Annotated in this window: 15 protein-coding genes and 1 pseudogene; 13 read left to right on the top strand and 3 right to left on the bottom strand. The window is 66.2% G+C overall.

All coding sequences use genetic code 11. The features are described from left to right. The first annotated feature begins 72 nt into the window (after positions 1-72). From M3A49_RS12085 to M3A49_RS12075, 3 genes are all read left to right on the top strand, one after another. Positions 73-399: a YbaB/EbfC family nucleoid-associated protein gene (locus M3A49_RS12085; RefSeq protein ID WP_028204938.1), complete on the top strand. Its 327-nt coding sequence runs from the start codon at positions 73-75 to the stop codon at positions 397-399. A 181-nt stretch (positions 400-580) separates the two neighbouring features. After that, on the top strand, positions 581-1,177 hold the full coding sequence (gene recR, locus M3A49_RS12080; RefSeq protein ID WP_028204939.1) for a recombination mediator RecR: 597 nt from the start codon (positions 581-583) through the stop codon (positions 1,175-1,177). 70 nt (positions 1,178-1,247) lie between these two features. After that, on the top strand, positions 1,248-2,519 hold the full coding sequence (locus tag M3A49_RS12075; RefSeq protein ID WP_266228897.1) for a CaiB/BaiF CoA transferase family protein: 1,272 nt from the start codon (positions 1,248-1,250) through the stop codon (positions 2,517-2,519). 86 nt (positions 2,520-2,605) lie between these two features. Here the strand turns inward: M3A49_RS12075 and M3A49_RS12070 are convergent, their stop codons facing one another. Next, complete coding sequence (locus M3A49_RS12070; protein ID WP_266228896.1) at positions 2,606-3,577, bottom strand: NADPH:quinone oxidoreductase family protein; 972 nt, start codon at positions 3,575-3,577, stop codon at positions 2,606-2,608. A 269-nt stretch (positions 3,578-3,846) separates the two neighbouring features. Between M3A49_RS12070 and surE the strand changes: the two genes are divergently transcribed. From surE to M3A49_RS12045, 5 genes are read left to right on the top strand one after another with little or no spacing between them, the layout of a single operon-like run. Beyond that, positions 3,847-4,608 carry a 5'/3'-nucleotidase SurE gene (gene surE / locus M3A49_RS12065; RefSeq protein ID WP_028204942.1) on the top strand — a complete coding sequence of 254 codons (762 nt, stop codon included), beginning with the start codon at positions 3,847-3,849 and terminating at the stop codon, positions 4,606-4,608. Further along, complete coding sequence (locus M3A49_RS12060; protein WP_266228895.1) at positions 4,605-5,681, top strand: protein-L-isoaspartate(D-aspartate) O-methyltransferase; 1,077 nt, start codon at positions 4,605-4,607, stop codon at positions 5,679-5,681. Before surE ends, M3A49_RS12060 begins: the two co-directional genes overlap by 4 nt. 5 nt (positions 5,682-5,686) lie before the next feature. Then, positions 5,687-6,610, top strand: coding sequence for a peptidoglycan DD-metalloendopeptidase family protein (locus tag M3A49_RS12055; protein ID WP_266229031.1), 924 nt, complete (start codon positions 5,687-5,689; stop codon positions 6,608-6,610). 13 nt (positions 6,611-6,623) lie between these two features. Continuing rightward, a complete protein-coding gene (gene rpoS, locus M3A49_RS12050) occupies positions 6,624-7,730 on the top strand; it encodes an RNA polymerase sigma factor RpoS (RefSeq protein ID WP_266228894.1) in 1,107 nt (368 codons plus the stop codon). Between the two features lie 19 nt (positions 7,731-7,749). Then, on the top strand, positions 7,750-8,529 hold the full coding sequence (locus tag M3A49_RS12045; RefSeq protein WP_266228893.1) for a 3'-5' exonuclease: 780 nt from the start codon (positions 7,750-7,752) through the stop codon (positions 8,527-8,529). A gap of 15 nt (positions 8,530-8,544) precedes the next feature. Here the strand turns inward: M3A49_RS12045 and M3A49_RS12040 are convergent, their stop codons facing one another. Next, entirely contained in the window at positions 8,545-9,426 is an 882-nt protein-coding gene (locus M3A49_RS12040) for an endonuclease/exonuclease/phosphatase family protein (protein ID WP_266228892.1), read from the bottom strand. 279 nt (positions 9,427-9,705) lie between these two features. Here M3A49_RS12040 and rlmD point away from each other — a divergent pair, with 279 nt between their 5' ends. Continuing rightward, on the top strand, positions 9,706-11,124 hold the full coding sequence (gene rlmD / locus M3A49_RS12035; RefSeq protein WP_266229030.1) for a 23S rRNA (uracil(1939)-C(5))-methyltransferase RlmD: 1,419 nt from the start codon (positions 9,706-9,708) through the stop codon (positions 11,122-11,124). A gap of 115 nt (positions 11,125-11,239) precedes the next feature. Here the strand turns inward: rlmD and M3A49_RS12030 are convergent, their stop codons facing one another. Then, positions 11,240-12,079 (bottom strand): outer membrane protein assembly factor BamD, encoded by an 840-nt coding sequence (locus M3A49_RS12030; protein WP_266228891.1) that lies wholly within the window; start codon positions 12,077-12,079, stop codon positions 11,240-11,242. Positions 12,080-12,177: 98 nt separating this feature from the next. On the opposite strand from M3A49_RS12030, the gene M3A49_RS12025 reads away from it, so the two are divergent. The 4 genes and pseudogenes from M3A49_RS12025 to M3A49_RS12010 form a co-directional block, all read left to right on the top strand. After that, positions 12,178-13,425 carry an RluA family pseudouridine synthase gene (locus M3A49_RS12025; RefSeq protein WP_266228890.1) on the top strand — a complete coding sequence of 416 codons (1,248 nt, stop codon included), beginning with the start codon at positions 12,178-12,180 and terminating at the stop codon, positions 13,423-13,425. Then, positions 13,422-14,291: a peptidoglycan editing factor PgeF gene (pgeF, locus tag M3A49_RS12020; protein ID WP_266228889.1), complete on the top strand. Its 870-nt coding sequence runs from the start codon at positions 13,422-13,424 to the stop codon at positions 14,289-14,291. Before M3A49_RS12025 ends, pgeF begins: the two co-directional genes overlap by 4 nt. Positions 14,292-14,702: 411 nt before the next feature. After that, positions 14,703-16,718 (top strand): class I poly(R)-hydroxyalkanoic acid synthase, encoded by a 2,016-nt coding sequence (gene phaC / locus M3A49_RS12015; RefSeq protein ID WP_416338947.1) that lies wholly within the window; start codon positions 14,703-14,705, stop codon positions 16,716-16,718. Positions 16,719-16,808: 90 nt separating this feature from the next. Further along, positions 16,809-17,106, top strand: a pseudogene (locus M3A49_RS12010) (acetyl-CoA C-acetyltransferase); the annotation flags it as partial.

The raw sequence follows: 17,106 nt of genomic DNA, 5'->3' as shown, positions 1-17,106 counted from the left end.
GCGGCGCGGCATGCGTCGCGCGCTTTTGAGCGCATCGATTCGAACGACTACGATCCAGAAGGAGCAGTGACTATGTTGAAAGGCCAACTCGCAGGGCTCATGAAGCAAGCCCAGCAGATGCAGGAAAACATGAAGAAGATGCAGGAGCAGCTTGCCCAGATCGAAGTCGAGGGTCAGGCCGGCGCCGGTCTCGTCAAGGTCACGATGACCTGCCGCAACGACGTGCGCCGCGTGTCGATCGATCCGAGCCTGCTCGCGGACGACAAGGACATGCTCGAAGACCTCGTGGCCGCGGCGTTCAACGACGCGGTGCGCAAGGCCGAAGCCACGTCGCAGGAAAAGATGGGCGGCATGACCGCCGGCCTGCCGCTGCCGCCGGGCTTCAAGATGCCGTTCTAAGGAACGTGGCGAGCGCCGCGTCTGCTTCTGGCAGGCCGGCGCCCGCGCGTCCCGCGTGCCGCGGCAGGCAAGGCTGCGCGGGCGTCATGGCGTCGAAAGCAGCAAGCAGCATCAAGCAGCAGGAAGCACCCCGAAGCCGGTTCCGCTTCAAACTCCGTCGCGCGTCTCGCGCTGAATCCGCATGAAACAACCTTCCGCTCTCGCCGCTCTCGTCGAGGCGCTGCGCGTGTTGCCCGGTGTCGGGCCGAAGTCGGCGCAACGCATGGCCTATCACCTGATGCAGCACGACCGCGACGGCGCCGAAAAGCTCGGCAACGCGCTCCTGTTCGCGACCGGGAATCTGAAGCACTGCGAGAAGTGCAATACCTTCACCGAAGCTCAGGTGTGCGAAACGTGCCTCGACGAGGAGCGTGACCCTACGCTGCTGTGCGTCGTCGAAACACCGGCCGACCAGATCATGCTCGAACAGACCATGACGTACCGCGGCTTGTATTTCGTTCTGATGGGGCATCTGAGTCCGCTCGACGGCATCGGTCCGAAAGAGATCCATTTCGACCGGCTCGTGAAGCGCGCGTCGGACGGCGTCGTCAAGGAAGTGGTGCTCGCCACCAATTTCACGAACGAGGGCGAGGCGACGGCCCATTATCTCGGCCAGACGCTCAAGGCGCGCGGACTCGCCGTCACGCGCCTCGCACGCGGCGTGCCGGTGGGCGGCGAACTCGAATACGTCGACGCGGGCACCATCGCGCGCGCCATGCTCGACCGGCGCTCGATGTAGCGTCCCGCCAGGCTTCGATCGCGGCGTACCGAAATGGCGCCGCTCGCCGAACAGAACGAAAGGAGCCACCATGAGCGCAGCCGCCGCTTCCCCCGATTCCCAATCGAATGCATCCGCAGCGAAAGGCACGGGCCCGCTCACGGGCGTCAAAGTCCTCGAACTCGGCACGCTGATCGCCGGCCCGTTCGCGGCCCGCTTTCTCGGCGAATTCGGCGCCGAAGTCATCAAGATCGAAGACCCCAAGGGCGGCGATCCGCTGCGCAAGTGGCGCAAGCTCTACCCGGAAGCGGGCGGCACGTCGCTCTGGTGGGCCGTGCAGGCGCGCAACAAGAAGTCCGTCACGGTGAATCTCAAAGCCGAAGAGGGCAAGGAGATCGTGCGGCGGCTCGCGAAGGAAGCCGACATCGTCATCGAGAATTTTCGGCCAGGCCTGCTCGAAAAGCTCGGCCTCGGCTACGACGTGCTCTCGAAGGAGAATCCCGGCCTCGTGATGGTGCGGCTCTCGGGCTACGGCCAGACCGGCCCGTATCGCGACCGTCCGGGCTTCGGCGCGATCGCCGAATCGATGGGCGGCCTGCGCCACATCACCGGCTATCCCGATCTGCCGCCGCCGCGCATCGGCATTTCGATCGGCGACTCGATTGCCGCGCTGCATGGCGTGATCGGCGCGATGATGGCGCTCCATCATCGCAACATGAACGGCGGCAGCGGCCAGATCGTCGATGTTGCGCTCTATGAGGCCGTGTTCAACATGATGGAGAGCGTGGTGCCCGAGTACGGCGTGTACGGCATGGTGCGCGAGCGCACCGGCGCGTCGCTGCCGGGCATCGTGCCATCGAATACGTATCCGTGCCGGGACGGCAGCATCGTGATCGGCGGCAACAGCGATCCGATCTTCAAGCGCCTGATGATGGCCATCGACCGCGCGGACCTCGCGAATGATCCGCAACTCGCCCACAACGACGGCCGCGTGCCGCGCACGGCGGAGATCGACGGCGCAATCGCGGCGTGGCTCTCCACGCGCACCATCAACGAAGCGCTCGACGTGCTCAATGCCGCCGACGTGCCCGTGGGCCGCATCTACAGCGTGGCCGACATGTTCGCCGATCCGCAGTTCGCGGCGCGCCAGATGATCCAGCAGTTCCGCTGGCAAGCGCCGGATGCGAAGGAAGGCGAGGGCGTGGACATCGCGCTGCCCGCGGTTACGCCCAAGCTCTCGGTGACGCCCGGCGATACGCGCTGGCTTGGCCCCGCACTGGGCGAACATACCGATGAAGTCCTGAAGACGCTGGGCTATGACGCGGACCACATTGCACGGTTGCGCGAGCAACACATAGTCTAAGGCGGTGTGCATCATGCAAAACGGCTCGCCGGTTGTTCACCGGCGAGCCGTTTTCGCTTTGCGTCGTCCTGCGCGACAGGAAACGTTCAGGGCTCGATCACGATCTTGCCCGTCACCTTGCGCGAGGCCATGTCCTTGAGCGCCTGCGCGGTGTCCGCGAGCTTGTAGCGCTTCGAGACATACGGCTTGAGTTTGCCTTCGCCGATCCAGCCCACCATCTGCGCGAACGCTGCCGCGTTGTGCTGCGGCTCGCGACGCGCGAAATCGCCCCAGAACACGCCGACGAGGCTCGCGCCCTTGAGCAGCGCGAGATTGAGCGGCAGCCTGGGAATCTCGCCATTCGCGAAGCCGACCACGAGATAGCGCCCGCGCCAGCCGATGCTGCGGAACGCCGGTTCAGCATACTCACCGCCCACCGGGTCGTAGATCACGTCGGGGCCCTTGCCGTCGGTGAGCGCCTTGATGCGCTCGCGCAAGTCCTCGGTGCTGTAGTTGATGGTGGCGTCCGCACCGAAGCGACGGCAGACTTCGAGCTTCTCCTCGCTCGAGGCGGCCGCGATCACGCGCGCGCCGAGCAGCTTGCCGATTTCGACAGCCGCGAGGCCCACGCCGCCCGCCGCGCCGAGCACGAGCATCGTTTCGCCTGCGCGCAGCGCGGCGCGATCGACGACGGCGTGATGCGACGTGCCATACGCGAGCGTGAAGGCGGCGGCCGTCGCGAAATCGGCGGCCTCGGGCAGTGCCACGCAGGCCGACGCGTCCGCAAGCGCCTGCTCGGCGAAGGCGCCAGTGCCCACATACGCCACCACGCGCGTACCGGGCGCGAGCTTCACGCCTTCGCCCGCCGCGCGCACGACGCCCGCGAGTTCGGCGCCAGGCGTGAAGGGCAGCGGCGGCTTCATCTGATACTTGTTCTCGATGATGAGCACGTCGGGAAAGTTGACGGCCGCGGCCTTCACGTCGATCACGACCTGACCCGGGCCCGGCACGAGGTCGGGCGAGTCTTCGAGCGTGAGCGAGTCGGGCGGCCCGTACTGGTTGCAGCGGATTGCGCGCATCGTGTCTCCTGTCTTTTCCGGTTCGGTTGCTTGCAGTGGCGTCGGTCATGCATTCGCTACAGCGGGACAGTGTACGGCAATCCGCCGTAATGCGAACGATCGTGCGATTTATTTCGCGTCGATGACAGGCGCCTTTCGAGCCGTGCCGTGGATGCGAATACGCCCCGGACCGGCGCGTGATTTCGACGTGCAGCCCAGTGGCAGACACGCACTGCCGCAAGGGCCGGGCTGTCGTTCGCGTGCCTTCTTTCCTCGGTTACAATCGCTCGATGCGAATACTACTCAGCAACGACGACGGTTATCTCGCCCCCGGCCTTGCGGCGCTTTATGAAGCGCTCAAGCCGCTCGGCGAAGTCACAGTCATGGCGCCCGAGCAGAACTGCAGCGCCGCATCGAACTCGCTTACGCTGTGGCGCCCGCTGTCGGTGTTGCGATCGGCGAGCACCGGCTTCTATTACGTGAACGGCACGCCCACCGACTCGGTGCACATCGCGCTCACGGGCATGCTCGACCAGCAGCCCGACCTCGTGGTCTCGGGCATCAACAACGGCCAGAACATGGGCGAGGACACACTGTACTCGGGCACGGTGGCCGCAGCCACCGAAGGCATCATGTTCGGCCTGCCGGCCATTGCGTTTTCGCTCGTCGACAAGGACTGGGTGCATCTCGATTCCGCGGCGCGCGTCGCGGCCGAGATCGTTGCGCATTACCTCGCGAATCCGTTGCCGGGTCATCCGCTGCTGAACGTCAACATCCCGAACCTGCCGTACGACGAGCTTGGTGACTGGCGCGTCACACGCCTCGGCAAGCGTCATCCTTCGCAGCCCGTGATCCGCCAGACCAACCCGCGCGGCGAGCCGATTTACTGGATCGGGCCGTCGGGCAGCGCACGCGACGCGAGCGAGGGCACGGACTTCCACGCGGTAGCGAACGGCCATGTGTCGATCACCCCGCTGCAACTCGATCTCACCCATACGCAAATGTTGTCCGCGACGCACGACTGGGCGCGCAAGGGCGGCAGCGCTTCATGACGGGCGAGCGCACGAAGCGTTTTCCGCTCGGGCTCGCGGATCTCGTACGCGAGCCGCGCCGGCGCGACGCGCGCCCGGGCGATGCACGCACGTCGCTCGCGGGCGCGGGCAACAGCGGCCCGTCGAAAGCGGGCGTCGGCGCGCTCGCGAAGCCCGTCGCGAAGGTTGGTAATCCGGCCGTTGCGAAGTCCACCGCGAGCACGCCGTCCAAGGCGCCGCCGGCGAAGCCGCTCAATGCGAAGCCGGTCAATGCGAGGCCGGTGAGCGCGAAGCCGGCGAGTTCGATCAAGCCTGCGCATCCTGCCGGCAACGCAGCCGCGCCGCGCGCCGCCATGCCGGGCGGCGTGAGTGTGCCGCGCGCCGCGGTGGCCGTCACGGGCGCGCCCGCCGTTGCGCTCAACGGCGCGCATGCGCTGACTTCGGAACGCGTACGCGAACGCATGGTCGAACGCCTGCGTGCGAACGGCATCGCCGATGCGCGCGTGCTCCAGGCGCTCGCGGCCGTGCCGCGCCACATGTTCATCGACCCGGGTCTCGCTACCCAAGCCTACGAAGATGCGGCGTTGCCGATCGGTCATCACCAGACCATCTCGAAGCCTTCCGTGGTCGCGCGCATGCTCGAGCTCGCGGGCGCGGGCCGCGTGCTGGAGCGCGTGCTGGAAATCGGCACCGGCTGCGGCTATCAGGCAGCGGTGTTGAGCCAGATCGCGCGCGACGTGTATTCCATTGAACGCATCAAGCCGTTATACGAGCGCGCGAAGACGAATCTTCGTCCGCTGCGTATCCCGAATATCCGCTTGCACTACGGCGACGGACGGCTCGGTTTGCCGTCGGCGGCGCCGTTCGACGCGATCGTGATCGCCGCTGCGGGCTTCGACGTGCCGCAGGCGCTGCTCGAGCAACTCGCCATCGGCGGGCGGCTCGTGGCGCCGGTCGCGGTGTCCGGCACACAGAGTGCCGCCGGCGAAGCGACGCAGGTCCTCACGCTCGTCGAGCGTACGGGGCCGGCGCAGTGGCGGGAGTCACGCCTGGATCGCGTTTTCTTTGTCCCCTTAAAATCTGGAGTGATCTGAATCCGATGAGTATGTTGCGCGCGATCAAAAGAAACCGCCTGAATGTCGACCTGCCCGAAGCCACGCTGATCGCAGCCCAGCGCGGCGCCGCGGTCGCCGCGCTCTGTCTTCTGGCCGCATGCGCCACGCGACTCGATCAGGCACCTGTGGTGGACCGCACCGCGCCGCTCGGCACGGCGGCCGCACAGCCTCCGGTGCCGCTCGGTCCGCCGCCTCCGGGATATTACCGGGTGAAGCCGGGCGACACTCTCTATAGGATTGCGCTCGAAAACGGCCAGAATTATCGCGACATCGCGACGTGGAACAATCTCACCAATCCGAACCAGATTGAGGTGGACCAGTTGTTGCGCGTCGTGCCGCCGGGTGCGAATCCGTCGGCGTACACGCCCGGTGTCGTGACCGCGCCGGTGCCGGGTGTGGGCGCCGCGCCGGGCGCTCCGGCAGCGGGGACGCCGGCACAGCCGCCGATCTACGGTTCGGGTGCGAACGCAGCGCCGCCGACGGCCGCCGTGCCGCCGCAGCCGGGTGCAAGCGGCGGCGACATGGCCGCGGCGCCGGGCGGCAACATCGCGCTCGCGTGGCCGGTGCGTGGGCCGGTGCTCAACGGCTTCGACGATACGAAGAACAAGGGCATCAATATTGGCGGTGCGCCTGGCGATCCTGTCAAGGCAGCCGGCGATGGACGCGTGGTTTATGCCGGAAATGGGCTGCGCGGTTACGGCAATCTCATTATCATCAAGCATGACGCAACGTTTTTGACCGCGTATGCACACAACCGGACTTTGATGGTAAAAGAAGGGGATGCGGTCACCAAAGGTCAGAAGATCGCCGAAATGGGCAATACCGACTCGGACCGGGTGATGCTGCATTTCGAAGTACGCCGTCAGGGTAAGCCCGTCGACCCACTGAAGTACTTGCCGCCGCAATAAAAGCGAGCCGACCATGCCGAAATCGAAGCGCCGTCTGCAGCAATCCGAGTCTGACAGCCAAGCCGCCCAGGTTTCGGTGGAGGATGGCGCGCAGGCGGCCGACGACGACGCGTCGCCCGACCTCGACGGCGGTCGCGATTTTGAGGAGCGCGAGGAGCGTGAAGAGCGCGATTCACAGTCCGACGAAGGCGGCTCGGGCGAGGGCGCCGAAACGGCCGATGCCGCGCCCGACGCCGACGATTTCCGCGCCATGCTGCAGGCTGAACTCACGGCCGACACGATCCAGCATTATCTGAACCGGATCAGCGTGAAGCCGCTCCTCACCGTCGAGGAGGAGCAGCGCTACTCGCGGCTCGCCAAGGCCGGCGAGTTCGAAGCGCGTCAGGTCATGATCGAGCGCAATCTGCGCCTCGTCGTCAGCATTGCGAAGGGTTACCTCAATCGCGGCGTGCCGCTGCTCGACCTGATCGAGGAGGGCAATCTCGGCCTCATGCACGCGATCGAGAAGTTCGATCCCACGCGCGGTTTCCGTTTCTCGACGTATGCGACCTGGTGGATCCGCCAGAGCATCGAGCGCGCGATCATGAACCAGGCGCGCACCGTGCGTTTGCCGGTGCACGTGATCCGCGAGCTCAACCAGGTGCTGCGCGCGAAGCGACATCTGGAGAAGAATTCGCTCAACGCCGATTCGGCCTCCGAGCGCCGCGACGCGAGCATCGACGACATCGCGTATCTCACCGGCAAGACCACCGAGGAAGTCACCGACATTCTCGCGCTCAACGAACACACGGCCTCGCTCGACGCGCCGCTCGACCTCGACCCGGCCAGCAGCCTGCTCGACCTGCTCTCGGACGACCAGAGCCAGTCGCCCGACGCCGAAGTGCAGCATCGCGAGCTGGAAACGCTTACACGCGCGTGGCTTGGCCGGTTATCCGATAAGCATCGCCACGTCATCGAACGGCGCTTCGGGCTGAACCATATCGAGCCCGCCACGCTCGAAGAGCTGGCCGACGAAATGGGCCTCACCCGCGAGCGCGTGCGGCAGATCCAGCAGGAAGCGCTGGTGCGCCTCAAGCGCTTTTTCGCTTCGAACGGCGTGCGCAAGGACGCCGTTCTCTAAACTCTCGCAGTCCATCTGAATGACAGTTCCTGTACTCGTATTCGACATCGAGACGATTCCCGATGTCGACGGCATTCGCCGTCTCGACGATCTGCCCGCCACGCTCACCGACACCGAAGTCGCCGAGCACGCCTTCGCCGCGCGCCGCGAGAAGACCGGCAGCGATTTCCTGCCGCATCACCTGCAGCGCGTCGCCGCGATCTCGTGCGTGTTTCGCGACGGCCAGGGCTTTCGCGTGCGCTCGCTCGGCACGCCCGAAGACGGCGAGGCGCGCCTGATCGATTCGTTCTACCGCACGATCGAGAAGTATTCGCCGCAGCTCGTTTCGTGGAACGGCGGCGGCTTCGACTTGCCGGTGCTGCACTATCGCGCGCTCGTGCACGGCATTCGCGCGGTGCGCTACTGGGAAACGGGTGAAGAGGACCGCGAGTTCAAGTGGAACAATTACCTTAGCCGCTACCACACGCGTCACACCGACCTGATGGATGTGCTCGCGATGTATCAGCCGCGCGCGAACGCGCCGCTCGACGCGCTCGCGAAGCTCTGCGGTTTTCCGGGTAAGCTCGGCATGGATGGCGGCCAGGTGTGGACCGCGTTTCAGGAAGGCCGCATCGAGGAGATCCGCAACTACTGCGAAACCGACGTGGTCAACACGTATCTCCTTTATTGCCGGTTTCAGATGATGCGCGGCGGTTTCACGGAGCGCGAATATGCCGATGAGATCGAGTTCGTGAAGCAGTCGCTCGCCGCGGAAGCCGCACCGCATTGGGGCGAGTATCTCAAGGCGTTCGCTAGCTAGGCACGGCGAAATCTCTCAGCCCAGTTCGAGCACGATCGGCTGATGATCCGAAGCCTGGATCGCGCCGTCTATCTCGCAGCTTCGCAAGCGTGGGCGCAAATCCTCCGTGACAAAGACGAAGTCGCACGCGAGCGGGCCATCCGACCATTGCTGCGTGTCGTAGACGCCGGCCGTCGGCGGTGGTGTCGCGCCTGCATGCAGCGCGGTCCACGCGTCGATGAAGGCGGGGCTGCCCGCGAGCGGTTCGAGCATGCGTGTGTACGCCTCGCTGCCCCACGCGCTGTTGAAGTCGCCGCAGACGATCGCGGATAGCGGGCGCGCGGTGCCGGCGAACGGGCCGACATCGTTTTCGGCGGGTGCGGGATGCGCCGCGTGATCGGCGGCTTCCTGCTGCAGGCGCCGCAACTCGTCCACTTGCGCGAGCCGCTGGCGCAGCGAATAGAACTCCAGATGCGTGACCAGCACGCGCAGCGCGCCGCCCGGCGCGTCGAGCACGGCTTCGAGCGCCACGCGTTGCATCGAGGGTGCGGTGGAATCGGCGGGCCACGGCAGGGCGTGGCGAAACACCTGCGCGAGGGGCAAGCGCGTGGCGAGCGCGTTGCCGAACTGGCGGCGCGGCATCTGCGCCGTGCCTTGGCTGGAGGCTTGCGCGTCGCGCGGCGCAGGCAAGTCGGCGCCAATCGCTTCAATGACCGTATAGCCGGGCAGCAGCGAGCGCAGTTCGGCGAACTGATCGTCGCCGGGACCACCCGGCAGCGCCCGGAAGCCGCGCGTGATCTCCTGCAGGCATAGCACGTCGAAGTCGGCGAGGCGCTGCGCCTCGCGCACCGTGCGCGCGAGATCGACGACGCCAGAAGCGTCGCGCCCCCACTGCACATTCCAGCTCATCAGTTTCATCGGCACGCTCCTCGCATGCTGCGGCGGCGGTTCCCGCACGCACGTTTAAACCCTAGCCTGGTTTCTCGTGGCGTGTTGTATGACAAATGCGAAAGCAGCGGCGCAGACGGGGCGCAGCGCGCACGATCGGACCCGTACGAAAATTGCAGCGACGGAGCGCGGGCGCAGACTTCGACTACAATCTCGCCTTCGCCCACAATTCACTTATCGTCAGTCAGGAATCCGCTGGTGTCTCAAGCTGCCCCCGACCCTCAAGCCGAGCCTGCCCAGGCCGAGCCCATGCCGTCCACGCCCCCGAAAAAGCGCAGCAAGCGCGAGCGCCGCGCCGAAAAGCGCGCCGCCCTCGAAGCTTCGGTCGCTCATGCCCCCATTCTCGAGATCGAGTCGCTCGACATGGAGGCCCGCGGCGTTGGCCGCACCGTGACCGAGACGGGCGAGCCCGGCAAGGTGATCTTCGTCGAGGGCGCGTTGCCGGGCGAGCGCGTGACCTACCTCAGCTACCGCAAGAAGCCCACGTTCGAACAGGCGCAGGTAGTCGACGTGCTGCGCGAGAGCGCGATTCGCACGAAGCCGCAATGCCCGTTCTTCGGCACCTGCGGCGGCTGCTCGATGCAGCACCTCGACGTGCGTGCGCAAATCGCCGTCAAGCAGCGCGTGCTCGAAGACAACCTCATGCATCTCTCAAAAGTGCGTTCGGAGACGATGTTCCGGCCAATTCACGGGCCGTCGTGGGGCTACCGCTATCGTGCGCGCCTCACGGTGCGCAATGTGCCGAAGAAGGGCGGGGTGCTGGTGGGCTTCCACGAGAAGAAGAGCAGCTACGTGGCCGACATGACGAGCTGCGAAGTGCTGCCGCCGAACGTCTCGGCAATGCTCGTGCCGCTGCGCCATCTGGTGGCCGCGCTGTCGATTCGCGATCGCATGCCGCAGATCGAACTCGCCGTGGGTTCGAGCGTGACGGCGCTCGTGCTGCGCATTCTCGAGCCGCTCACGGCCGCCGACGAAGACTTGCTGCGCGCGTTCGCGGACGAGCACAACGTCCAGTTCTGGCTGCAGCCGAAGGGCCCGGACACGGTGTTCCCGTTCTATCCGCTAGACAAGGAACTGGACTACACACTGCCCGAATACGGCATTCGCATGCCGTTCAAGCCGACGGACTTCACCCAGGTCAATCACCAGATCAACCGCGTGCTAGTGGGCCGCGCGCTGCGCCTGCTTGCGCCGGAGGCGGGCGACCGCGTGCTCGATCTGTTCTGCGGCATCGGCAACTTCACGCTACCGCTCGCGCGTCTCGCGCGCGAAGTGGTGGGGATCGAAGGCAGCGATACGCTGACGGCCCGCGCGCTGGAAAATGCGCGCGCCAACGGCGTGGACGGCCACACCTCGTTTGCGTGCCGCAACCTGTTCGAAGTCACCGCCGACGACATTCGCGCGCTCGGCCACTTCGACAAGTTCCTCGTCGACCCGCCGCGCGAAGGCGCGTTCGCCATTTCCCAGGCGCTCGCGCAAATCGCGCAGAGCGGCAATGGCCCGCTACCCAGGCGCATTGTCTATGTGTCGTGCAGTCCCGGGACGCTGGCGCGCGATGCGGGGGTGCTCGTCAACGAGGCCGGCTACCGCCTCAAGGGCGCGGGCGTGGTCAACATGTTCCCGCACACGTCGCACGTGGAATCGATTGCGCTGTTCGAGCGCGATTGAGCAAACCCGCAGCCGCGCAGGCGCGTAGCCCGCGCTGCCGCCGAAGCCAAAAAAAACGCCACGGGAAACCGTGGCGTTTTGCTTTGCAGCGTGCCTCAGGCGAGAGGCGCGGCGATCACCAGATCTGCCACCAGGACTTGTCTTCCTTGCCGGGGCGAGCGTGACCGGTGATGTACGGGCTGTCCGGGAAGGTGCCGGCGAGCACGCGGCGCGTGTCTTCGGCAAGCTGCGGCTGATCGAGCTTCTGGTACGACAGGATCATGATGTGCAGGGCGTCTTCGATTGCCGGCGCGCTCTTGTAGTCCTGAATAGCGAGCTGCGCGCGGTTGATGGCCGCCACATAGGCGCCGCGGCGATAGTAGTAGTCGGCGGCGTGCACTTCGTGCGAGGCGAGTGCGTTCACGATGTAGCGCATGCGCTGGGCGGCGTCCGGGGCGTACTTGCTCTGCGGATACTTGTCGACCACCACCTTGAAGGCGTCATACGACTCGCGCAGCGACTTCGGGTCGCGCTCGCTCATGTCCTGGCCCGAGAAGCGGCCGAACAGACCCAGGTCGTCGTTGAAGTGGATCATGCCCTTGAGGTAGTACGCGTAGGCAACGTCCGGGTGATCCGGGTGCAGCTGGATGAAGCGGTTGATCGCCTGGTCGGCGGCGTCGTTCTCGTTGTCCTTCCAGCTGCAGTAGGCCACGTTGATCTGCGCCTGCTGGGCGAAGTGGCCGAACGGGTCGCGGCCCTGGAGTGCTTCAAAATATTTCGCGCACTTGCCCCAGTCGCCGCCGGCGAGCGCGTCCTGGGCCTCCGTATATAATTTGTTGTTGTTCCATGCCGCCGTTTCGTCGGTCTTTTCCGGCAGGCCGTGGCAGGCCGCGACCACGGCGAGCGCCGCGCCGCAAGCAGCAAGTCGAATGATGTTGCCAATCTTGCCGAGCGTGTTTGCTCGCGTCGTGCGCATTGCGTTTCGGGCCACCGCGTGTTGGGCCAGTTTCGTAATCGTGTTCAAGGCTCGCATTTATCCAGTCCAGCTTCAGGTCCACAGGTGACCCAGACTCAATGACCCGTACAGTTATTCCGGGGGCCGGCGCTCCCGGCGCCCAAAACAGCATCAGAGATTATAGCCTGGGCGATGCGCCCGATGACGCAGCCGCCGGTGAGGCGCTCGACGACGAACTTGCGGGCGAGGACGCCGGCGGCGCCCCGCGCGCGCGCGGCGGCGAAGCACCGCGCTCGGTTCAGGTGCCCGATGAGCTCGCAGGCGAGCGCCTCGACAAGGTGCTCGCCAAAGTATTTCCGGAATTTTCACGCAGCCGTTTGCAGGGCTGGATCGAGGAGCAGCGCGTGCGCGTGGACGGCAAGCCGGCCAAGGTGCGCCAGCCGGTGCCGCTCGGCGCGACCATCGAACTCGTGCCGGACCTCCTGCCCGAGCAGCTCGCGTTCACGCCCGAGCCGGTGCCGCTCGATATCGTCTATGAGGACGACGCCATCGTCGTCATCAACAAGCCCGCCGGGCTCGTCGTGCATCCGGCCGCGGGCAACTGGAGCGGCACGCTCCTCAACGGCCTCCTGCATCGCTATGGCGACGCGGCGGCGGGTCTGCCGCGCGCGGGGATCGTCCATCGGCTCGACAAGGACACGTCCGGGCTGATGGTCGTCGCGCGTACGCTCCAGGCGCAGACCGACCTCGTGCGCCAGTTGCAGGCGCGCACGGTCAAGCGCCGCTATCTCGCGCTCGTGTGGGGCAACATGGCCGACGAAGGCACCATCGACGCGCCCATCGGCCGCGACCCGCGCGAGCGCACACGCATGGCGGTGGTGAAGGGCGCTTCGGGCAAGCCTGCGCGCACGCACTTCCGGCGCATCGACAAAACGCTCTGGCACAACCAGCCCGTGAGCGCCATTCATTGCGACCTGGAAACAGGGCGCACACACCAGATTCGTGTGCACTGCGCGCACATCGGCCATCCGCTGCTGGGCGATCCGGTGTACGGCCACGCGCGCGGCAAGCGCTCGGTCGCGGCGCTGCCCGACGGCTTCGCGCGCCAGGCGCTGCACGCGTGGCGACTCGGCCTCGTTCATCCGGTCACGGGCCGCGCGATGCAGTGGCGCGCCGAAGTGCCCGACGACCTGGACGCGCTGATCGAGGCGCTCGGCTTCGGCGGCAAGGAAGACGAGGACGAAATGGGCTTCGATGAAGACATGTTCGACAGCGCCTACACCGACGAAGGCTACGTGATCGGCAGCGACGAGGAAGATTACGAAGACGACGAAGACGACGAGCAAGACGAGGACAAGCACGCATGACGACCTGCCCGGAACTGACATCCGACGATTTGCTGCATCCCGACTGGCAGGTTTCGCCGCGCGTGCGCGCGCTGGTGACGACGCGCGACGGCGGCGTGAGCGAGCCGCCATTCGGGCGCTGGCAGGCGGCGCAGGGCGGTGAGGGCGTGGATCTCCCCGGCGGCCTGAATCTTGGCCGCGGCTCCGGCGACGATCTCGCGCACGTCGAGGCGAACCGCGCACGGCTCTTCACGCATGCGGGCGTGCCGGCCGCGTGGCTCAAGCAGGTCCACGGCCCCGTCGTGGTCGACGCCGCGCAGGCGCTCGCCGCTGCGCGCGCAGGCGCCCCACTCGAAGCCGATGCGAGCGTGACCGCCGAGCCCGGCATCGCCTGCACCGTGATGGTGGCCGACTGCATGCCGGTCTTGCTGTGCGACGGCGAGGGCCGCGCCGTGGGCGCCGCGCACGCGGGCTGGCGCGGGCTGGCCGCGGGCGTCATCGAGCGCACGGCCGAGCGCGTCGCGGCGCTCGCGGGCTGTGGGACGGCCGATCTGCATGCGTACCTCGGCCCCGCGATCGGGCCCACGGCCTTCGAGGTCGGCGCCGACGTGCGCGACGCGTTCATGACCCATGTGGAGCAGGTCGACGCGGCACGACGCGATGCCCACCGGGCCGCCACCGCGGTGGCCTTCGTGGCGCGCCCCGAGGCGAGCGGCAAATACCTCGCCGATCTCACCGCACTGGCGCGGCTGCGGCTCGATACGCTCGGCGTGCGCCACGTGAGCGGCGGCGACCTGTGTACGGTCACGCTGCGCGAGCGCTTCTACTCGTACCGGCGCGATCGCGTCACCGGCCGCATGGCCGCGCTGATCTGGCTCAATCCCTGACGCTGCCGCGACGAGCCGCCGCCGTGATGCAGCGCGGCGGCGCGTGGCGAGCCAGACGATTTTTTGTTGCGCTGCAGCTATTCCCGCAACGCACTGTACGCCACTCCCGGCGCATTAGCTCCCCGATTGCCGCATTGCACTGCAAGCGCTTGCCGCCACGGCGGATTTTTGTGCGCCAGACCGCACAGCAATGTGTCGCGGCAGTTAAACAATTGATTACATCGGGAAAACGATAATTAAAAAAATATCGCAGCGCGGCAAAATCGGGCACAAGCATTGACACGCTTTGCAATGGGGAGCAAGAATGTCCTTCACCCACGGGACAGGTCGTGACGAGCGCCGCAACGGCGCCCGTATGCGTACCACCTGCCTCTCAACCAGTCCTTCGGGACACATCGGTCAAAAGCAGGCATGACGGCATCTCAACGTTCCAAGACTGCCCCGGGCACGGGCGCCTCAACTGATGGTGCAACGCGCGGCAATCCGCCTTTTGCTCCCGACGCAGCCGGCATGCAGCAGTATCTCGACGCGTGGACGAACGCCTGGAAGAACGCCCTGAATGCTGCGCAGCAAACGGGCGGCGCGGCGCAGCAAGCGCCCTTCGCGGGACTCGCGGCCAACTGGTGGCCGCCGACGGGCAACGGTGTTCCGGGCGATCCCTTTGCCGCGGGCAATCCTTTCGCTGCGTCCAATCCGTTTGCAGCCGGCAATCCCTTCGCCGCAGGCAATCCTTTCGCCGCGGGCAATCCGTTCGCTGCCGGCAGTCCTTTCGGTGCAGCCAATCCATTCGGTGGCGCGAACCCGTTCGAAGGTTTCAAGCTTCCCACGGCATTGATCGAACCCACGCGGCTGCAGCATCTGCAAGCGGAATATTCGCGCGACGCGCTCGACTTGCTGCGTCAGGCCACCGACACCACGCCCAAGGCGCCCGAACTCAAGGACCGGCGCTTCAGCTCCGACGCCTGGAAGGCCACGCCCGCGTATGCGTTCACGGCGGCGTGGTATCTGCTCAACGCGCGCTACCTGCATGAACTCGTCGACGCGATCGATACCGATGCGAAAACGCGCGAGCGCATTCGCTTCGCCGTGCAGCAGTGGACCGCGGCGGCCTCGCCCAGCAACTTCCTCGCACTCAATCCCGACGCGCAGAGCGCCTTGCTCGAGACCCACGGCGAGAGCCTGCGCCAGGGCGTGATGAACCTGCTCGGCGACATGTCGCGCGGCAAGATCTCGCAAACCGACGAATCGCGTTTCGTGGTGGGCCGCAATCTCGCGACCACCGAAGGTTCGGTCGTGTTCGAGAACGCGCTGTTCCAGCTGATCCAGTACAAGCCGCGCACGGCCACCGTGCGCGAGCGGCCGCTTCTGATCGTGCCGCCGTGCATCAACAAGTACTACATTCTCGACCTGCAGCCCGAGAACTCGCTCGTCGCTTATGCGCTGGAGCAGGGGCAGCAGGTGTTCCTCGTCTCGTGGCACAACGGCGACGCGTCGATCGCGGACCGCTCCTGGGACGACTACATCGAAGAGGGCGTGCTCACGGCCATCGAGACGACGCGCAGCATCAGCGAGCGCGAGCAGATCAACACGCTCGGTTTTTGCGTGGGCGGCACGCTGCTTGCCACGGCGCTGTCCGTCGCGGCGGCGCGCGGCGAACATCCCGCCGCGTCGATGACGCTGCTCACCGCGATGCTCGATTTCAGCGACACGGGCGTGCTCGATGTGTTCGTCGATGAAGCCCACGTGCAGATGCGCGAGCAGACCATCGGCGGCAAGAATGGCGGCACGCCGGGGCTCATGCGCGGCGTCGAGTTCGCGAACACATTCTCGTTCCTGCGGCCCAACGATCTGGTCTGGAACTACGTCGTCGACAATTATCTGAAGGGCCGTACGCCCGCGCCGTTCGACCTGCTGTTCTGGAATAGCGACTCGACGAGCCTGCCGGGGCCGATGTACGCGTGGTACCTGCGCAATACGTACCTGGAAAACAAGCTGCGTGAGCCGGGCGCGCTCACGGTGTGCGGCGAGGAAGTGGATCTTTCGCACATCGACGTGCCGACCTTCATCTACGGCTCGCGCGACGATCACATCGTGCCCTGGCGCACGGCGTATGCGTCGGTGCCGTTGCTGTCCGGGCCGCTGAAATTCGTGCTTGGTGCTTCGGGCCATATCGCGGGCGTGATCAACCCGGCGTCGAAGAACAAGCGCAGCTTCTGGAGCATCGAGGCCGACGCGAAACATCTGCCGGAAGAGGCCGACGACTGGTTTGCTGCTGCCGAGGAAAAACCCGGCAGCTGGTGGCCGACCTGGGCCGAATGGCTCGATCAGTACGGCGGCAAGAAGGTGAAGCCGCGTGCGCAAGCCGGCTCGGCGGAATTCCCCGAGATCGAGCCGGCGCCGGGGCGTTATGTGCAGCAGCGCGATTGAGGCAATTGAAACGCTTGCTGCGGAATTCGGATTAACAACTTGACGGGCGGGGCGCATGGCGCGCCATCGAGCCGCCCGGAGGATCTGGAAATGACTGACATTGTGATCGTATCGGCCGCACGTACGGCAGTAGGCAAATTCGGCGGTTCGCTCGCGAAGGTGGCGGCGCCCGACCTGGGCGCGATCGTCATCAAGGCCGCGCTCGAGCGCGCGGGCGTTACGCCCGAGCAGGTGAGCGACGTGATCATGGGTCAGGTGCTCACGGCCGGTTCGGGCCAGAACGTGGCGCGCCAGGCATCGATCAAGGCGGGCCTGCCCACGGCCGTTCCCGCCATGACGATCAACAAGGTGTGCGGCTCGGGCCTGAAGGCGGTGATGCTCGCGGCCA

The sequence above is a fragment of the Paraburkholderia sp. CNPSo 3076 genome (assembly GCF_026343935.1).
Lineage (GTDB): Bacteria > Pseudomonadota > Gammaproteobacteria > Burkholderiales > Burkholderiaceae > Paraburkholderia > Paraburkholderia nodosa.
The sequence above is the reverse complement of the archived record's forward strand: the minus strand, read 5'-3'. Positions and strand labels throughout refer to the sequence as shown.

Coding starts and splice junctions, on each gene's coding strand:
- phaC (WP_416338947.1), top strand. CDS start 14,703: ATGACGGCATCTCAACGTTCCAAGACTGCCCCGGGCACGGGCGCCTCA.
- M3A49_RS12085 (WP_028204938.1), top strand. CDS start 73: ATGTTGAAAGGCCAACTCGCAGGGCTCATGAAGCAAGCCCAGCAGATG.
- pgeF (WP_266228889.1), top strand. CDS start 13,422: ATGACGACCTGCCCGGAACTGACATCCGACGATTTGCTGCATCCCGAC.
- M3A49_RS12060 (WP_266228895.1), top strand. CDS start 4,605: ATGACGGGCGAGCGCACGAAGCGTTTTCCGCTCGGGCTCGCGGATCTC.
- M3A49_RS12055 (WP_266229031.1), top strand. CDS start 5,687: ATGAGTATGTTGCGCGCGATCAAAAGAAACCGCCTGAATGTCGACCTG.
- M3A49_RS12030 (WP_266228891.1), bottom strand. CDS start 12,079: ATGCGCACGACGCGAGCAAACACGCTCGGCAAGATTGGCAACATCATT.
- M3A49_RS12045 (WP_266228893.1), top strand. CDS start 7,750: ATGACAGTTCCTGTACTCGTATTCGACATCGAGACGATTCCCGATGTC.
- surE (WP_028204942.1), top strand. CDS start 3,847: ATGCGAATACTACTCAGCAACGACGACGGTTATCTCGCCCCCGGCCTT.
- M3A49_RS12040 (WP_266228892.1), bottom strand. CDS start 9,426: ATGAAACTGATGAGCTGGAATGTGCAGTGGGGGCGCGACGCTTCTGGC.
- rlmD (WP_266229030.1), top strand. CDS start 9,706: ATGCCGTCCACGCCCCCGAAAAAGCGCAGCAAGCGCGAGCGCCGCGCC.
- recR (WP_028204939.1), top strand. CDS start 581: ATGAAACAACCTTCCGCTCTCGCCGCTCTCGTCGAGGCGCTGCGCGTG.
- M3A49_RS12075 (WP_266228897.1), top strand. CDS start 1,248: ATGAGCGCAGCCGCCGCTTCCCCCGATTCCCAATCGAATGCATCCGCA.
- M3A49_RS12025 (WP_266228890.1), top strand. CDS start 12,178: ATGACCCGTACAGTTATTCCGGGGGCCGGCGCTCCCGGCGCCCAAAAC.
- M3A49_RS12070 (WP_266228896.1), bottom strand. CDS start 3,577: ATGCGCGCAATCCGCTGCAACCAGTACGGGCCGCCCGACTCGCTCACG.
- rpoS (WP_266228894.1), top strand. CDS start 6,624: ATGCCGAAATCGAAGCGCCGTCTGCAGCAATCCGAGTCTGACAGCCAA.